We start from the raw sequence: 17,295 nt of genomic DNA on the forward strand, positions 1-17,295 counted from the left end.
CGGCTAAAATAGATCGTCAGGTTGGCACCGATAAAGAAATCTTCGCGATCGCGCCACAGCCACTCCAAACAGGTGACGAGCAGCAGCAATTGCATATAGTGCAGGGAACTTTCCATTTCGGGTTCGTCGCTGTCGAGTTGGGTGGCATCGGGCATCAATGCCTCGAATTGTTGGCTGGTTAGCACCATAGCGCCTCACCTCTGTTGAGCGGAGTATGGGAAATAATTGTATTATATTCCCAAATGAAGACGGCTGGGCCTCGGGATGCGAAATCAGACGCGATCGGGACACGACCGCGCTTCTGTACGGACAAGGAACGGCGATCGCATGGCAGGATTTTTCATCGTTTTACTCGCGGCTTTTTTCTTTTGTTTCCAAAATGTGATCGTGAGAATTTTATTCAACGAATACACCATTTTGGGACTGTTCCAAGCGGGGGGCTACGTCCCCCCAACCCTATACAATTCATTTTTGCTCATGTTCATGCGGATGGTGTTAGTCGTGCCCTTGATGGCATCGCTGGCGGTCCAACTCTATCCAAAAACTTGGCAAGATATCCGGCAATTTGGCGAGTCCAAAAATCGTCCGTTGTTGGTGCGATCGCTCGTTGGCGGCGCGTTGATGTTTCTTTACCTCGCCCTCCTCTATCTCTCCATCGGTCTGATCGCAACGGGAATTGCCATGACCTTATTTTTCACCTATCCCGTTTTCACAGCTTTATTTTCTTGGCAACTGTTCGGCACTCCCCCCAGCCGATTTCGCTGGGCGATCATGGCGTTAATTTTATTCGGCAGTTTTCTCACCATTCCCTACACTCAAAACGCCTCGGAAAGTTACAGTTTGGCGGGGGTATTTTTGGGGCTCGGATCGGGAATCGCCTACGCGCTGTATACCGTCAACGCCCAAAAAACCTTTGAAAATAACCTGCATCCGGTTCCGTTCACCTGGATCAGTTTTGCCACGACTTTGGTATTATGTGTGGTCAGTTTATTATTGTTAAATAATCCCAATTCCGATCTGAATTGGCAGCCGCTGTGGGTGGGCGGTTTTTTGTCCGCGATCGTCACGTTTGCCGGACACCTGATGAATAATTATGGCATTCGACTAATCGGCGCCACCTCTGCGGCGATGATCGGCGCCAGCAATCCCGCCCTGACCGTTATTTTGGCTTGGGTGACGATTCAAGAAACGTTGAATGTGGTACAATTGATGGGCGTGGCGATCGTCACATTGAGCGTGATTTTACTCGGCCGGGAACATCGATAAAAAAGTTTTAGTTGTTGGGCTTCAGCCCTCCCGTGCGATCGAGCGCAACAACAAATCACCCAAAGTTAACCCTCAACTCTTTCAAATCATGTTAAGTGCAGATACATTAAGCTTTCAGGAATTTATGAATCGCGAATCCCTACCCCTCGCCACCCTTCATGGTGCAATTTTTGAGTTTCTGCGCGATCGCCAAGATGTCGTCATCTTTGGCGCACACGCTGTCAATGCCTATACGGTCGAGCCACGCATGACCCAGGATATCGACCTGATGGCTTTACGGGGTTCAGAATTGGCAGAGGAATTGCGAACTTATTTGAGCGATCGCTTTTACATTGCCATGCGCGTCAGACAAGTGAAAGCGGGCTTGGGTTATCGTCTATATCAAGTCCAAAAAACAGGCAATCGTCATTTGGTTGATATTCGACAAGTTGAAGCCTTGCCCGAACACCGTTCATTCGAGGGCGTGTTGGTGATGGAGCCAGAGGCATTAATTGCTAGTAAGGTTATTGCTTACTATCAACGAAAAGGAAAGCCAAAAGCCGGTACTGACTGGCGCGACCTCGCTCTTTTGTTACTGACATTTCCCGACTTAAAAGTAGAATCTGGCAGTGTTTTAGAACGATTGCGAGCCGATGGGGTTGGCGAGGCGATCATTTCTCTCTGGCAAGAAATTGTGGAAATGCCCATCGCAACAGAGGATGAAGACGACATATAGCAGTGTGAAATCATTTGTAAAATTGTCTGGCCCCCAAACCCCCAATACTGGGGGCTTCAAGCGGATCGATTTTTCACGAATCATGTCACACTGCTATATAATAGCTATATGGAATGAAACAATTTAGAAATCTCATCAACCGATAATTTTTTTTTGTTTGTTCCATAATCAAGAAAATGCAAGCGAAAAAGATTGCCTGTTGGCTATTGTCGATTTACAGTATCGTCCTGACAATTATCATTCTCGCCGACGGACAAGCGAACCCGTCAGCTTGTCTTTTTACCGGCATCATGTTTTTGGTCGCATTTCCTCGTTTTGATTTCGAGAGAAAATTAAATATCCCTCAAGTTTTGGCCTCTTTATTGTGCTTGCTAAGGTTTTTTATTTTGACGATCGCTTATTTTTTCGTCCTCGCCTCGGTCGGCGGAGTTTGAAGCCTCGAAGCGATCGCACATCAAAAATAGTTCTGGCGAATTGGCGACAAACCGGGCATAATAAGGTTAGCATCACCCCAATCGTGCAATCTCATGCCAGAATTGACAACCCGTGCCCAACCCGCCTTAGAATTTCTGCCCCCCAATTTTAATCCCCTCGTCCTGCGTCTGTGTCGGACATTCATGCCGCTGTGGATGCGTTGGAAAACGCCGATCGCGGATATTGAAGTCGAGGGGGGCGATCGCTTGATCGAGTTATTTCAACAATTCCACCAGCAAAAGGTTCGCTTTCTCGTCGCCTTCCGACACCCCAACCCCGACGATCCCATCGCCCTTTCCCAAGTATTTTGGCGGCGAATTCCAGATCTCGCCAAATCCCAAAATATCTCCCTTCCCGACTTCTTCCACCTGCATTTTATCTACGATCGCGGCATCCCTTTGTGGGCCGGAAATTCCGTCACCTGGCTATTTCCAAAACTGGGGGGATCGTCCATTTTGCGGGGGACGATGGACCGCCCCGGTTTGAAGTCCGCCCGCCATTTATTCGTCAACGGTCGCTTTCCGATAGCCGCCGCACCTGAAGGGGCGACAAACGGCCACAATCAGCGGGTCAGCCCCCTCGAACCGGGCATCGCCCAGATGGGGTTTTGGTGTGTCGAAGACCTGCGAAAACTGAACCGAAATGAAACCGTTGCGATCGTCCCCCTCAACGTACAGTATCACTACCTCAACGACAACTGGCCCGCCCTCGAAGCCCTGTTGTCGGGGATGGAAAAAGACTGCGGTTTGTCGAGTCAGAACCGGAGTCCCAATTTTGATAAATTATATCGCCGACTGATCCGCCTGGGAAATCATCTCCTAAATGTGATGGAGAACTTCTATCGACAATTCTACCATCAAGATATTCCCAAGTCAAGCGAAACGGATACTTTGAAAACCCGACTCGATCGCCTCCTCGACATCGCCCTCGGCGTCGCGGAAGCCTATTTTGCAGTCAAAGCCACCGGCGACCTGACGAGTCGCTGCCGTCGCCTCGAACAGGCGGGTTGGGAGTACATTTATCGGGACGATCTCAAGTCTCGGGAGGAATTGTCGCCCGTCGATCGCGGTCTGGCCGATCGCGTCGCGGAGGAGGCAAGTTTGCGGATGTGGCACATGAGGCTGGTGGAAAGTTTCGTCGCCGTCACAGGGGAATATATCCGAGAAAATCCCAGCTTCGATCGCTTTGCCGACACGACAATTATCATCTGGACGGTGGTGGCGCGGCTGAAGGGAACCGATCCCGGAAAAACCCCAAATTTGGGCAAACAGTTGGTCAAAACGAAAGTCTGCGATCCCATTTCCGTCTCCGATCGCTGTGACGATTACAAGGCGAGTCGTCGCAAAGCCATCGCCGATCTGACGCGGGATTTACAACTCGCCTTAGAAGGTGCGATCGAACATTAGCTGCCCAACTTATATTCCCGGAAATTCTCGCTAGAATTGCCGTCAATCCGCAAAACAGCGATGGGTTGATTCTGAGCATTTCGGATCAGGTAATACCATTGAAAACCCGTCTTCCCATTCAGGGCTTGAAGCAGTTCCGGTTTTCCCTGAAATGCGCTCTGAATCGCCTGTTCATACTCCTTGGCGACGAGGTAGCGATCGAATCCGTTTTCGTCTTTATTGTCAATCTCCCAAGAGTCGTAACTCCAAATAATCACTTCGTCTTCTGTATCCGGAAGGTAGAGAGTCAAGCTGTTAACAAAAGACAGCTTTTCAACACTTTTAATTAAATCATTCAACGTTTGCGGAACATTTTTTTCCGGCGGTTCCTCCAACCGGGAAATTTCCTGCACAAATTGAGATTTTAGTCCTTGCATCTGTTCCGTGGCGATGCGTTTAAAAACTTTGGTTCGGTGGGCCGTAATTCGATAATTGGTGAAGGAGAGAAAGCCGATCAAAGCGGAAAAAACGGCCACCAATCCCGCCATATACAACAAATAAGTAGTCTTCGGTGCCTCTGGTACGGCATCGAACTCGTCCAACCCCCGACTTTTTTGGAGTAAATCAATCGATCGCACGATTTCTTGAATCCCCAAAACAAAGACGATCGCCACGCCAAAAATACTCAGGGCCACACTCGCAAAAAAGATCCCGGTCAAAACCTGTTCGACCTGATAGCTGAAAAGGTCCCAATTCAAAATTTCGTCAAAAATCCCCAGCACCACCAACGTCGCCCCCATCGCCAGCAGGGAAACCGTCATCGCTACAGCCAGGGACAGCAGTTTAACTCGTTTTCGCATGGTTGAATTGTTCCTCAAAAGTGAGTGTGAAATAATTGTTAAGATCGGGTAATTTTCTCGCCCAGAAATGCTATGCTATTTCCTGGCGTTAAGAGATGAGAAACTGTAGATGACCGGACACGAAATGTTGATGCTGGGAATCCTCCTGTTACCCGGTTTGGCACTGTCAATTATTATTTTGGGTACTTTTGCCGCCGGAGGTTAAGCCCGAACAGACCGGGTAGCACAGGCATCCTGCCTGTGTTGAGACCGGGTAGCACAGGCATCCTGCCTGTGTTCTCCACAGAGTTGTCAAAGTTGGGCTGAGATCATTATATCCGGCGCGATCGCCCCAATCTTTAAGATTTTTTTGAATTCGGATGGAATTTTTGTATCTGACGATACTGTTTTTTGAGGTTAATTGTTGACTGTTTGGTGTCCAAATTGACTCGGGTGCGGAGTTGAAGTTTCGAGAACAAAGTCCCCCATAACTTTACAGAAAGTTTACCAAACTTTGTCCAATCTTTGCCATTGCTTTACCCATGGGGCGATCGCGATTGGTTATGGTGGCAAATATACCCAATCGCAATTCAATTCCCACCAATTGGACTTTGTGTGTCATGGATTATCTTCTATCTTCACTTCTTAAACCCCTGCGTCAGTGGCTCGATAGTATCGAGATTCACAATCCAGAATTAGCCCTATTTCTATATCGAATCATACCCGCCCAATGTCCCTTTGAACGGGAAGTCAAACTCTTCGGACGCACCCTGTTGAGAATTCCGCCCCTTTGTAAGTTGAACCCTTTCTACGAGCAGGTCGTGGGCCTGCGGTTCCGGGCCCTGTGCTATCTCGTCGATGAGTGCGGTAGAGTCCTCTGACTCTCGGGATGGACTCCGGGACTCGGAGAAAGGAGGCGATCGCCCGAATTGTGAAGTTTTGTTACTTCAACTCCGGGAAAGCGATCGCCCATTTTTTTGTAAAGAATCGAACAAATTTTCCGGATTCAAGTTAAGGATATTTTAATTGTTGACGTTTGGGGGTATATTGAAGTTAGAGAATTATTGAAACGATTTGAGTGGGTTTGAGGAGGAAAAATTCTCGGTAAAATTACTGAATGAAGGTAGACCCGTCTATCAAATGATTCAGTAATTTTACGGATGACGATACGAGCAACTTTCCCCGGAGGTCTGTGATGACAGGTCTTGAACTCATTATTTTTATTTGTGGTCCGTTTATTTCGTTCGGTTTGGCTTGCCTGCTGGCATCGAACGATCGCGAATTTATCGCAGAACAAGAATCACCCAAACTCTAGTCTATACTTCGACGGATGTTAGAACCTCAAGGGGCGCTCATGCGCCCCTATTTTGGGTCGAATCATATCAAGTCCATTTAAATACTTACACAATCCCCGTTTCCCCCTCCCCAGACCTGTTGCCTATTGCCTGTTGCCTATTGCCTCTCTCAAGGGAGTCTGTCCGGTCAATAACCAGATCTGATATTACTTGGCTTCCTGTAGGGAGGGCTTCTGTTCAACTTTTACATGGTTCATCGCCTGTCCGACGAAGGCTTTCAAGGTTCCCAATTGTTGATTATTTTGGAAGACCCCCTGGATGATATTTTTCAGGGAATCGACATTCAAAGAAACCCCCTCTTTTTCACTCTCTTCATTTTCCCGAGTTTGGAAATACTCGATCAGACTCAACCCGGCAATTCGGGTCAGGTATGCGGCACTAACTCCCTGAATCGCACCTCCTGCGACGTAGGTGACGGAATTGCTTTTCAAAATCGTGCTCAACGTCTTCGTAGACAGTTCCACCAGGCCCAATTTCACCATCTGGGCACCGAGGGTTTTGGCGACTTCCCCGGCCTGTTCGAGGGAGAATTGCCGCCGATAAATTTTGCCCAAATCCACCACCAACTGAGTTCCGATCGCGGCCGTAGCGAGGATATCGAGGGCGGGCACCGGGTTCGCGAAGGCACTGGCGGCGGCAATCCACTGATATTGTTCCACAATCGGAAGTGCCCGATCGCGGCGGATTTGATTCAGGTGGTTTTTCACCTCTCCCCGCAATGCGATCGCCTCCCGTTCCGTGGTCGCCCAAACCAGCATTTCCGCCTCTTTTTGCAATAGCCCATCCAGGCGTTCTGTGAGCATTTCCAATTCCGGGGACTGTTCCTCCATCCACTCGCGGACGGACCCTTCGTCCTCGTATTTGCGGACTTTGATCGGACTCGGAGAAGCCGCCACCCCCACCACGTCTTCCGGCGTCAATTGTTCGGCGACGGTATCGCGGAGTTGCTGCAAAACCACCACTTGATTAGCGAGGGGACACTGATCCTGTTTGTTCCATACCAATAGAACCCGCTGCCGATCGCACAGAGAACGCAGGGTTTTATATTCGGGGTCGGTGATATCTCCGGCTACCAAAAATAAGACCAAATCGGCCGTTTCCAATTCCGGCAAGTGATCGTCAGCCACCTCCGCCAGGGTGAAGGGTTTTTCCGTTTTTATCGCCGTTTCCAATACCGTTTTTAACGCCGTTTTTCCCACTTTCGGGGCACCGGTAATCACCCAACGCAATTCTTGGCGATCCAAGTGCGATCGCAGCGCCGCCGCCCGACTTCGCAGGGAAGCGATCGCTTCCGCGAGGTTATGTTCAGAACCGGCAGTTTCCGCCTCCGCCGCCAACTGGTCGATGGCCGTTTCCGTGCGGGTGATCGCGGCTTCTACCGTTTCGCGATCGACGGGTTGGGAACGGGTGGGGACCGCCTCCGGTTTAGGGACCTGCCGCTGCAGCCACCACAGACCGCCGCCGAGGGCGATCGCACCGAAGAGGGCCGTTTCTCCCAATTCTACCGCCGACTCTCCGACGCTATCCCACAGCCACAGGGTTAAAGAAAGTCCGATTCCGCCCACCAAGATCGGGCGACGCAAGTTTGCTACCATATCAGTTCGTGCCATAAGCCTCTTCCTCCAGCTTATCTCAATTTGAGGGGAGTCGGCATCCGAATCAATCGGGTTGTCGGGGGGGGTTTCAACACCTGATGTTGAGGCTATCCATCGAAATCGATCGCCCGAGAATTTTTTGCAGAATCGACATGATAGAGTTTAGTGTATGGCTCTAAACTTTCGATTTGCGATCGCCAGCGATTTACACGTCGCCCTTCCCCACACCATCTGGGATCACCCCAACCGCTTTCACCTGGTGGAGGTCGGCATTCCGGCGTTGGAACAGGTTCTCGAACACCTGGCAACCCTGGATCTCGACTTCCTCCTGTTGCCCGGAGATCTCACCCAGCACGGGGAACGGGACAATCACGCTTGGTTAAGCGATCGCCTCGCCCAACTCCCCTATCCGGTTTACGTCATCCCCGGCAATCACGACGTCCCTCTGGCTCAAACTGACGGACACCTGATCGGCTTGTCGGATTTTCCAGCATATTACCCCCACTGCGGCTACACCGATCGCGATCGCCTCTACTACACCCGCGAACTCCTCCCCGGCCTGCGACTAATCGGTTTGAACTCCAATTGGTTCGACGAAACACGGACCCAGATCGGATATCTGGACGAAAAACAATTGCACTGGCTGCGGGAAGTTTTGGCGGCGTCCCGCGGCGAACTGGTGTTGGTGACAATCCACCACAACGTCATCGAGCACCTGCCGGGACAGTCCACCAACGCCCTGGGGCGCCGTTATATGCTCGGAAATGCCCCGGAACTGTTGGCACTCCTCCACGCGGCGGGGGTGAAATTGATTTTTACCGGCCACCTCCACGTTCAGGATATCGCCGAATGGCGGGGGATGTACGACATCACCACGGGCTCTCTGGTCAGCTATCCCCACCCCTACCGCACCCTTAATTTTCGCACGGACGATCGCGGCAGGCAGTGGTTGGAAATCGAATCCCACCGCATCACATCGGTTCCCGACTTTCCAGAATTGGCGACGACTTCCAAGGAATGGATGGGCGATCGCTCGTTTCCGTTCATGATGCGGTTGCTCACCGGACCGCCGCTGTGCCTCCTCGAAGCAGAGGCAAAACGGTGGGCGCCGAGTCTGCGTTACTTCTGGGCAGATATCGCCGACGGCGACCCGAAATTCGACTTCCCCGAGTTCCCCCCCGCCGTGCGCCGCTATTTCCGGGGGTTCAGCGCATCGAAAGCGATCGACAATCGAGCTATCCTACCCCTGTCCAATTAACATTGTCGGGGCGAAAGGCTTTCGCCCCCCCCCGCAACAGTCGGGAGTCAGAAAATTAATTGTCAATTGTCAATTGTCAATCCCCCCCACACCCCACACCCTTATTAAGTTCAGGAGTTGGGAAAATCAGTTGCTCTCCGCTGGGGGGAGTTAGCCCCCCCAAGGGTGAAAAAAGGTACGGAAAAGTTCAGGTTTTTTCCTCAACCCCCTTTACGGCAAGGGATGCGGAAGTTTACAATTGCTGGTATCTTAATCAATTAAGAGCAAACATTAAACCCTCGGTTAGGCTGCCAATGTGTGAGGACGTCTCCCGACTCACCCGAACGGGTGAACGATCTGTTGGATGTACTCACTTTCTGCGATCGCGTAATATTTGATAGCAGACGTGAGGACAAGCCGGAAAACCAGTTGCTCTGAAACAGATTTTGAAACAGGAGCATCCACAGCCATGACGAACCCAATCCCTATCAACGATATGGACATCACTTGTTTGTGTGTCACCGGCCACCCGGCGGAGTCGAACTCCCAAACCCGCCGGAGAGAAAACCAACTGCGACGGTTGCACCAAAAAGGAATTGCCATTACCCCGTCTGACCTGGATGCCCTGCAAGCGTACTCTCAGAGAATCCAACATCACTTGCGGGTGCTGCGGGCTACGGCTCAGATTGCCGAATAGAGACGAAAAAGAAACGAAGAAACCCGCGATCGCTCCCGGGTTGCACTGGAGGCTTGGCAACCCGATCGCCCGATCTCAAAAAAGCTGGCCCTTTCGGCGAGCTCGTGGGTGATTTAGCCGATCTTGTCGGGTTGCGGCGATCGTAGCAGGAAGTGGCGGAAAATTTTGGTATACCGACTGACGACAACCGGGCGATCGCGATCGGCAAAACTTATGATTGACGGCACATCCGATACAAATTATCAATCATCTCCCCCAATTTGGGCGTGAAAATGATTCTCATTCTCGGACGAAGTTCCGTCACTTGACAGGGATTTTGGGTAATGATAGACTGTAGTCTATATGTTAGTTTACCCTTCGTGTGGGTAGCAGCAGTATTGATGCCCCGATCGCCCCGTCCCAATCGCCTCAACGTCCGATCTCACCGTTTCCCATTTCCTCGGGGGAGGTGCGATCGCCGATTTAAAATCTTCCGCCAACGCACGAATATTTTTTTCCTCAAATTCGCGGGGGTTGACAAAAAACAAAAAGTGTGGTAATTAACCGGTTCAACTCCCCGCCACCCCGACTTGAGCCCGATAATTCCGATCAGCGATCGTTGAGTCGCAAGTGATTGCAGCGGGCCTTGAAACGGACGGACCAGGCACCGGTTAGGGGAACCTTTTCTTCTTGCAAAATCCGACGTTGGAGGGGAGTGAAATAGATTTCGACCACCTCGACGGGAGAGGAATTGGCGCGATCGCGGGAGATGCGGTTCCAACTGCGGCGGTGGAGGGAGTGGGAGTTGGAGGTGGAGTAGATGCCCGAGTTCATAACTAAAATAGTCCGTGGTTATTTGCGTTCCAAATAACTATAGGATAGCCGTTGGCGAATTATGCAGTCTTCAAGGACGTGTAAAAAATTGCATTCGCTAGGTAAAGTTTTTATTGGGGTTTGAGATCCTGTTTCTGCTGTTCTTCCTGGATGCGGCGGTTGATGGCGATCGCCTCTTGGTGCGCCTTTTCTCCCCGATAGTCAGCGCGGCGGGAATCCAACTCAGCCAAGGCGGGTTGGCGCCCGTACAAGATCAGCAGGTCATCAGGGTAAATGCAGGTCGTTCCGTTGGGAGCCCCCACATAGGTCTTGTCCGCCCGAATGATCCCCAACACCATCACCCCCTCCGCCCGCAAATTCAATTCCTGTAAATTTCGGTTCGCCAGCCAATCCTCCGGACGGACCTGCAATTCCAAAACGCGATAAGACCCCTGCAACCGCAGCAAACTGGCGTAGTCCCGCACGTCCAGGCGGGTCCAGCGGCGCAGGGTCCAGCGCACTAGGCGATTGAGATGGCGGTTGAAGATGCGGTTGTTTGTAATTCCCCACAACAGCACCATTCCGCCAGCGAGGGCTAGTATCCGCACCAGCCACCCGTCGGTATCTCCGCTGCTGGAAAGAAACGTCAGCACCACCGAAGACACCATCGTGACAAGTCCCACATTTCCGAGGAACATTAGCCACAGGACGATGCGGCGGCGCACCGGGTGGTTGACCACCTTTTCCGATTCGTCGGTGGTGAACCCGGCGCCGGTAAATGCCGATCGCGCCTGAAATGTGGCGGACTGGCGGGATAAACCCGTCATCACCAGGGCTTCCGTGGCCAGACGGGTGATGAACAACGACAGCGAAACGGCGACAAACAGGGAAATGAGCGCGGCCAAAGGTGTCTCCTCCGATTCAAAATTGGCGATCGTTTACCGTTTACTTTAAAATGATTGAAGGTAAAATTTAGAGTTGGGGTGGCAATGTCAGAATCCGAATCTCGGCATCCGGAGGATTCGCACTCCATCGATTCCCAAATCTCACCTTGGCTCACTCCCCTGACGTATTTTTTGGTCGGTAGAATTGCGATCCCGCTCTATTTTAAAAGTATCGAAGTCGAAGGTCACGAACGCCTCCCCCGGGACGGGGCGGTGATTTTCGCCCCCACGCACCGATCGCGGTGGGATCCGATTTTGTTGGGATACCTGGCAGGACGGCGGGTGACGGGCCGGGATCTGCGATTTATGACACTCCTCGAACAAACTCGGGGGATACAGGGGTGGTTTGTCCGCCACCTGGGGGGATTTCCGCTCGATCGCGATCGTCCCGGGACGGCGAGTATCCGCTACAGTGTGGAACTCCTGGAAAATGAGGAGATGCTGGTGCTGTTTCCGGAGGGGCATATTTTTCAGGATAATGAAATTCACCCGATTCAACCGGGGGTGGCGAGGATCGCACTGCAGGCGATCGCGAAAAAGCCCGAGTTAAAATTATCGATCGTCCCCGTCGCCCTCCGCTACAATCGCCAACCGCCGATTTCTTGGGGGTCGCGAGTTCGGATCAAAGTTGGCGATCCGATTTCGGTGGATTCGGAGGATTTGTCAGCCAAAAAAGAGGCGACCCGGAGGATTACATCGGATTTGGAAGAAGCGTTGAAAATATTGTACCACGGGGCGAGTTATTCTGGGTCAGAATAGACCGTGGACGCGCGATCGGCTTTTTGGGAAACAGAGATATCACCCGCCTTGAAATGAATTTCAAGGCGAATCGCAAAAGTCCACGCAAGCGTGGACTCGGTTGAACATAGACTGTCCCAACCACCTTGTCGGTTGCTATATCAGATCCAGTTTTCCCCTCCTTCAACCTCCCCAATCATCGACCGATGATTTGAGCTATAAGAAAAGGGAATTGATTCCCAAGCGGTGCTTTTTGACGATTGAAATGGATCGAGGTTATCATATCAATGATATAGCAACGAGCGATCGCGGCGTTTACAGTTTAGGATCGGGGGGAAAATATCGAAACCCTGATCCCAAGGGAATTTTCCTTCCCTACACCCTACACCCTACACCCTACACCCCAGCGCACAGCGCTATATCACGCAAGAGCTGGCAATTCGGTCATGAAGATTCGACACCCGGAAACCTGGCCGGAAACGGCGGCAGATGCGATCGCCATCCAAGAGCAGTTAAAATCCCTCGTCGTCACGGGCGATCGCCTGGAAGCGGTTCGATATGTGGCGGGAGTCGATGTCGGATTTTTGGATAATTATACCATATCCCAGGCGGGGGTGGCGGTGTTAAGTTTTCCGGATTTGCAACTGCAAGAAACGGCGATCGCCCGCCGCCCGACCACGTTTCCTTACCTCCCCGGTTTCCTATCCTTCCGGGAAGTTCCGGTGATTTTGGATGCGTTGGAAAAATTGACGATGATTCCCAATTTAATGATCTGTGACGGACAGGGAATCGCCCACCCCAAACGGTTCGGTCTGGCCTGTCATCTGGGCATCGCGATCGACGTTCCCACCATCGGGGCGGCGAAATCCAGACTGATCGGAACCCATCAAGAATTGCCGCCAGAAAAGGGGAGTTGGCGGCCGTTGAAGGATCGGGGAGAAACCATCGGGGCGGTGGTGCGATCGCGGACAAATGTCAGGCCGTTATATGTCTCTCCCGGACACCGCATCAGCTTGGAAAGTGCGATCGATTACACCTTACAATGTACGCCAAAATATCGCCTGCCGGAAACGACCCGCTGGGCGGATCGTCTGGCTTCTAATCGAGTTTGAGCGGAGGGAAATTCAAACTTTCGCCGCATTCCCCACGTCCGCAGTGACGGCGGTCGGCGTTCCTTTAGAATTGGATAAAACGCTCAACGTCCCGTCCGTTTCCAGGATGACGGCCCCCACATTTTCGACCTGGGCGATACCGGCATCGCGAATGGCGGCCCGAACTTCCTCGCCGGTGACTCGCTCTTTTCTCAAAGCGTTGGAGAGCAAATTTCCGTCGCGGAGGAGGAGGGTCGGTTCATTTTTCACCAGGCCGCGGAAAGACTGCGATCGCACCGACAGCCAAGCCACCAGATATTGCATGGCGACGAGAATCGCCAAAGCCGTCCCGCCCTCCGCCAAAGCGACATTTTCGGAGAGGATGGTACTCGCGGCGGTGCTTCCCAGGGACACCGTGACGATCAGATCGAAGGCGTTCATTTTGGAAAGGGTGCGCTTTCCCGAAATCCGCAGTAGGAGCACCAGAAAGGCATAAATTACAATTCCCCCGACGATGACTCGGAAGATATCAGCGAAGCTATTAAATACCATAAAAATTGACGTCCATTATCGGTTTTGACCGAGTGTAGCGAAAATCGACCTTCCCCGAAATCTATCCCGGGCATGGTGTAGCCTATAGAGAAATTGACGGGAGGAACAGAATTGCGATGGAACCGGACTGGCTGACCTGGGGCAAAACATTGCAGGCGATCGCGCAAACGGGCCTGCATTTCACCGAAAACGAATTCGACGCCCAACGCTACCGACAAATCCGGGATGTCGCCGCCGAGATTTTGTCCCGCCACAGCGATACGCCGAAAGATCGGATTCTCGACCTGTTTTCCCAACAGTCCGGCTACGCCACCCCCAAAGTCGATACCCGGGGGGTGGTGTTTCGGGACTCCCGGATTTTGATGGTTCAGGAGATGTTGGACAACAACCGCTGGACCCTGCCGGGGGGTTGGGTGGACGTGAACGAAACCCCCTCCCAGGCGGTGACGCGGGAGATTTTTGAAGAGTCCGGCTTTGAAGTCAAAGTGGTCAAACTCCTGGCCGTCTACGATCGCACTCACCAGGGCCACCGTCCCCCCCTCCCCTTCCACGTCTACAAGCTATTTTTCCGATGCGAAATCGTCGGCGGGGAAGCCACACCCAGCTACGAAACCCCGGCGGTGGACTTTTTCGCCGAAGACCAAATCCCGGAAGTCTCTCACTCCCGGGTACTCCCCCACCAGATCCGCCGCTTCTTCGAGCACTACCGCAACCCCGATTGGCCCACGGACTTCGATTGAGAAGGCAGGGGGACGGAGGAAGCGGAGGAAGCGGAAGGGAAACCATCCCCCCATTACCCATTACCCATTGCCCATTGCCCATTGCCCATTACCCATTGCCCATTGCCTATTGCCTATTGCCTATTGCCTATTGCCTACTCCCCCCTCCCCACACCCCAATTCAAGATGTTCCCGCCCACAGAAACGTTAAAATAGCCAGTAGGGCTATATGCGAAATACTCGCCAAATATGTCATCTAGCAAGCCTCCCCAGAAGTCAAATACTGTTCTTGGTGCCATTACCCAGGTCGTTCAGACCCTTCAAGCTAAGGTCAACTTCTCCCGGCTTGCCCTTGAGCCCAACAGCAGGGTTCCGGAACTTTGGGTGCAAAATGCCGACGCCGATCGCGCGGACGTCTATCCTTTGTTGGGCGATCGCTACGTCGTGGGACGGTCTTCGCGATCGAGCGATATCGTCATCCGTAACCCCGTCGTCAGCCAAGTTCACCTGTGCCTGCTGCGACAGGCACCCCAAAAAACGCCGTTCGGAGAGCGTCCGTCCCGGCAGTTTTTTATCAAAGATGAAAATTCCACCAATGGAATTTATAAGGGTTCTCGCCGCATCGAAACCTTTCCGCTGCGTCACGGCGACGTGATCACCTTGGGTCCCCCCGAACTGGCGAATGGCGTCCGGGTTCAGTTTGTCGATCCGCCGCCCTGGTACGTCCGGGCGTTGCGATACGGATTTTATGGCATCTGCGGGGTGACGGCGTTGGCCGCGGCGGTGGTGCTGGTGGAGTGGCAAAAGTTCGCGGTGCGGCCTTTGCCCCGGACGATCGCCGGCCCGGTGGTGATTTACTCCCAAGATAATATTCCCCTGCGGAGTCCGACCAACAACACTGCCCACCTGGAGTTGGAGGCCCTCGCCGATTTTTCCGAATATTTGCCCAAAGCGGTGATCGCCTCGGAGGACAGCCGCTTTTACTGGCATCTGGGCATCGACCCGATCGGGATCGCCCGGGCCCTGGTGACGAACTGGGAGGGGGGAGAAATTCGCGAGGGGGGGAGCACGCTTTCCCAGCAGTTGGCCCGCAACCTGTTTCGGGATTATGTGGGGACGGAGGATTCGGCGGGGCGGAAGCTGCGGGAGGCGATCGTCGCCCTGAAGTTGGAGACGGTTTACGGGAAAAATACCCTGCTGCTGACCTATTTGAACCGGGTTTATTTGGGGTTGGATTTATACGGGTTTGAGGATGCGGCGCAGTTTTATTTTGGCAAGTCGGCGGCGGATTTGACGCTGTCGGAGGCGGCGACCCTGGCGGGGATTTTGCCGGCGCCGAATACGTTCAACCCGATCCAAAATTACGAGTTGGCGGTGCAGTACCGCGATCGCGTCCTGAATCGGATGGTGGTCTTGGGGATGGTCGGCGAGGAAGAGGCTAACCGAGCCCGGCGATCGCGGATCGAAATCAATCCCGAAGCCCGGGAACTTTTGGAAAATACCGCCGCTCCCTATTTTTACGATTTTGTCTTTGCCGAAATCGAGCGGTTGTTGGGGACTCAACTGGCCCGGGAGGGGAATTTTATCGTCGAGACGGCTTTGGATCTCGACATCCAAAATTCGGCGGAGGCGTCCCTGCGGCAAACCATCAACACCACGGGCCGATCGGAAGAGTTTTCCCAGGGGGCGATCGTGACCCTGGACTCCACCAGCGGAGAGATATTGGCGATGGTGGGGGGCTTGGACTACGGGGAAAGTCAATTCAACCGGGCTTCCCAAGCCCTGCGACAGCCCGGATCGACGTTCAAACTCTTTCCCTACGCGGCGGCTTTGGATCAAGGGATTCCCCCCGGGGCGACTTATTCCTGCGAACCGCTGACCTGGCAGGGACAAAGCTTTCGGGGGTGCGATCGCAGTAGTGGGGCGATCGATATGTACCGGGGGATGGCATTATCGGAAAATGTCACGGCCCTGCGGATCGCCCGGGAGGTGGGGTTGGATTCCGTCGTGCAGATGGCCCGGCGTCTGGGCATCCGTTCGGAGTTGAAGCCAGTTCCGGGTCTGATTCTCGGACAGAGTGAGGTGACGCTGCTGGAAATGACGGGGGCCTTCAACGCGATCGCTAACCGGGGTCTGGCCCACCGCCCCCACGCGATCCGGCGCATTTTGGACAGCAGCGACTGTATCGATCCGATGGATATCAACAGTTGTCGGGTGATCTACGCCTACGATCGCGAAAATCCCACCGTCCCCCAGGTGATTTCCCCGGTGGTGACGGAAACCCTGACGTCCCTGCTGCAGGGTGTGGTCCGCTGGGGAACGGGCCAAAATGCCAGTTTGGGGTTGGGCGAAGCGGGAAAGACGGGCACCACCAACTCGAGTGTTGACCTGTGGTTTATCGGCTATATCCCCGCCGACAACCTCACCACCGGCGTTTGGCTGGGCAACGACGACAATTCCCCCACCCGCGGCAGCAGTGCCGACGCCGCGCGACTCTGGGGGAATTATATGGGCAAGATCGTACCCTAAGTTTTAGGGAGTCGGGAGTCGGGTGTCGGGAGTCGGGAGTCGGGAGTCGGGAGTCGGGAGTCGGGAGTCGGGTGTAGGGTGTAGGGAGCAACGGTCAAGAAAACCTATTGCCTATTGCCTTTTCCCCATTCCCCATTCCCCATTCCCTATTCCCAAAAGACGAAGGCAGAGACTCTTTGGAAATCTCTGCCTTAGCCTTTGGTTTTGGAGTACCCCCAAGGGAATTCGAATCCCTGTCGCCTCCGTGAAAGGGAGGTGTCCTAGGCCTCTAGACGATGGGGGCTTGTTGGTGTGTCCGGTGCTGACCGCGCCTTTCACCTTTAATAACTTAGCGAATCTTTTCGGGCGTGTCAACCCTTTTCTGAAA

15 protein-coding genes, 1 tRNA gene and 1 pseudogene are annotated in these 17,295 nt (G+C 53.1%); 10 read left to right on the top strand and 7 right to left on the bottom strand.

The features are described 5' to 3' along the window. Positions 1-188 (bottom strand): annotated as a pseudogene (locus AC0QHF_RS17370) (Uma2 family endonuclease); the annotation flags it as partial. 76 nt (positions 189-264) lie between these two features. Between AC0QHF_RS17370 and AC0QHF_RS17375 the strand changes: the two are divergent. From AC0QHF_RS17375 to AC0QHF_RS17385, 3 genes are all read left to right on the top strand, one after another. Next, positions 265-1,266, top strand: a complete 1,002-nt coding sequence (locus AC0QHF_RS17375; RefSeq protein ID WP_324705496.1) for a DMT family transporter — start codon at positions 265-267, stop codon at positions 1,264-1,266. Positions 1,267-1,354: 88 nt separating this feature from the next. After that, positions 1,355-1,981 (top strand): nucleotidyl transferase AbiEii/AbiGii toxin family protein, encoded by a 627-nt coding sequence (locus tag AC0QHF_RS17380; RefSeq protein ID WP_324705497.1) that lies wholly within the window; start codon positions 1,355-1,357, stop codon positions 1,979-1,981. Between the two features lie 527 nt (positions 1,982-2,508). Beyond that, entirely contained in the window at positions 2,509-3,861 is a 1,353-nt protein-coding gene (locus tag AC0QHF_RS17385; protein ID WP_324705498.1) for a lysophospholipid acyltransferase family protein, read from the top strand. On the opposite strand, the gene AC0QHF_RS17390 is transcribed toward AC0QHF_RS17385, so the two are convergent. Further along, on the bottom strand, positions 3,858-4,700 hold the full coding sequence (locus AC0QHF_RS17390) for a hypothetical protein (protein ID WP_324705499.1): 843 nt from the start codon (positions 4,698-4,700) through the stop codon (positions 3,858-3,860). The two genes, AC0QHF_RS17385 and AC0QHF_RS17390, sit on opposite strands and share 4 nt — an antisense overlap. 599 nt (positions 4,701-5,299) lie before the next feature. Here AC0QHF_RS17390 and AC0QHF_RS17395 point away from each other — a divergent pair. Beyond that, positions 5,300-5,560: a Mo-dependent nitrogenase C-terminal domain-containing protein gene (locus AC0QHF_RS17395; protein WP_324705500.1), complete on the top strand. Its 261-nt coding sequence runs from the start codon at positions 5,300-5,302 to the stop codon at positions 5,558-5,560. A gap of 620 nt (positions 5,561-6,180) precedes the next feature. Here AC0QHF_RS17395 and AC0QHF_RS17400 read toward each other — a convergent pair. Beyond that, positions 6,181-7,629, bottom strand: a complete 1,449-nt coding sequence (locus tag AC0QHF_RS17400) for a slr1306 family protein (protein ID WP_375341439.1) — start codon at positions 7,627-7,629, stop codon at positions 6,181-6,183. Positions 7,630-7,798: 169 nt separating this feature from the next. Between AC0QHF_RS17400 and AC0QHF_RS17405 the strand changes: the two genes are divergently transcribed. After that, positions 7,799-8,887 carry a metallophosphoesterase family protein gene (locus AC0QHF_RS17405; RefSeq protein WP_324705502.1) on the top strand — a complete coding sequence of 363 codons (1,089 nt, stop codon included), beginning with the start codon at positions 7,799-7,801 and terminating at the stop codon, positions 8,885-8,887. A 448-nt stretch (positions 8,888-9,335) separates the two neighbouring features. Next, the gene (locus tag AC0QHF_RS17410; protein ID WP_324705503.1) at positions 9,336-9,563 is read left to right on the top strand and encodes a hypothetical protein; all 228 of its coding nucleotides are present in this window, start codon (positions 9,336-9,338) and stop codon (positions 9,561-9,563) included. 588 nt (positions 9,564-10,151) lie between these two features. Here AC0QHF_RS17410 and AC0QHF_RS17415 read toward each other — a convergent pair. Further along, positions 10,152-10,376, bottom strand: a complete 225-nt coding sequence (locus AC0QHF_RS17415; RefSeq protein WP_324705504.1) for a hypothetical protein — start codon at positions 10,374-10,376, stop codon at positions 10,152-10,154. Positions 10,377-10,486: 110 nt separating this feature from the next. After that, positions 10,487-11,260, bottom strand: coding sequence for a TrkA C-terminal domain-containing protein (locus AC0QHF_RS17420; protein WP_324705505.1), 774 nt, complete (start codon positions 11,258-11,260; stop codon positions 10,487-10,489). A gap of 84 nt (positions 11,261-11,344) precedes the next feature. Here AC0QHF_RS17420 and AC0QHF_RS17425 point away from each other — a divergent pair, with 84 nt between their 5' ends. Both AC0QHF_RS17425 and nfi read left to right on the top strand, forming a co-directional pair. Beyond that, a complete protein-coding gene (locus AC0QHF_RS17425) occupies positions 11,345-12,058 on the top strand; it encodes a lysophospholipid acyltransferase family protein (RefSeq protein ID WP_324705506.1) in 714 nt (237 codons plus the stop codon). Between the two features lie 425 nt (positions 12,059-12,483). Next, a complete protein-coding gene (gene nfi / locus AC0QHF_RS17430; RefSeq protein ID WP_324705507.1) occupies positions 12,484-13,149 on the top strand; it encodes a deoxyribonuclease V in 666 nt (221 codons plus the stop codon). Positions 13,150-13,161: 12 nt separating this feature from the next. Here nfi and AC0QHF_RS17435 read toward each other — a convergent pair whose 3' ends face one another. Continuing rightward, positions 13,162-13,680 carry a DUF421 domain-containing protein gene (locus AC0QHF_RS17435; protein ID WP_324705508.1) on the bottom strand — a complete coding sequence of 173 codons (519 nt, stop codon included), beginning with the start codon at positions 13,678-13,680 and terminating at the stop codon, positions 13,162-13,164. A 116-nt stretch (positions 13,681-13,796) separates the two neighbouring features. Here AC0QHF_RS17435 and AC0QHF_RS17440 point away from each other — a divergent pair, with 116 nt between their 5' ends. Both AC0QHF_RS17440 and AC0QHF_RS17445 read left to right on the top strand, forming a co-directional pair. Beyond that, on the top strand, positions 13,797-14,420 hold the full coding sequence (locus AC0QHF_RS17440; protein ID WP_324705509.1) for an NUDIX hydrolase: 624 nt from the start codon (positions 13,797-13,799) through the stop codon (positions 14,418-14,420). A 228-nt stretch (positions 14,421-14,648) separates the two neighbouring features. Continuing rightward, positions 14,649-16,928 (top strand): transglycosylase domain-containing protein, encoded by a 2,280-nt coding sequence (locus tag AC0QHF_RS17445; RefSeq protein WP_324705510.1) that lies wholly within the window; start codon positions 14,649-14,651, stop codon positions 16,926-16,928. Between the two features lie 210 nt (positions 16,929-17,138). Here the strand turns inward: AC0QHF_RS17445 and AC0QHF_RS17450 are convergent. Further along, a tRNA-Glu gene (locus AC0QHF_RS17450) sits at positions 17,139-17,211 on the bottom strand. Between the last annotated feature and the right edge of the window lie 84 nt (positions 17,212-17,295).

The organism is Lyngbya sp. CCY1209 (assembly GCF_055795065.1).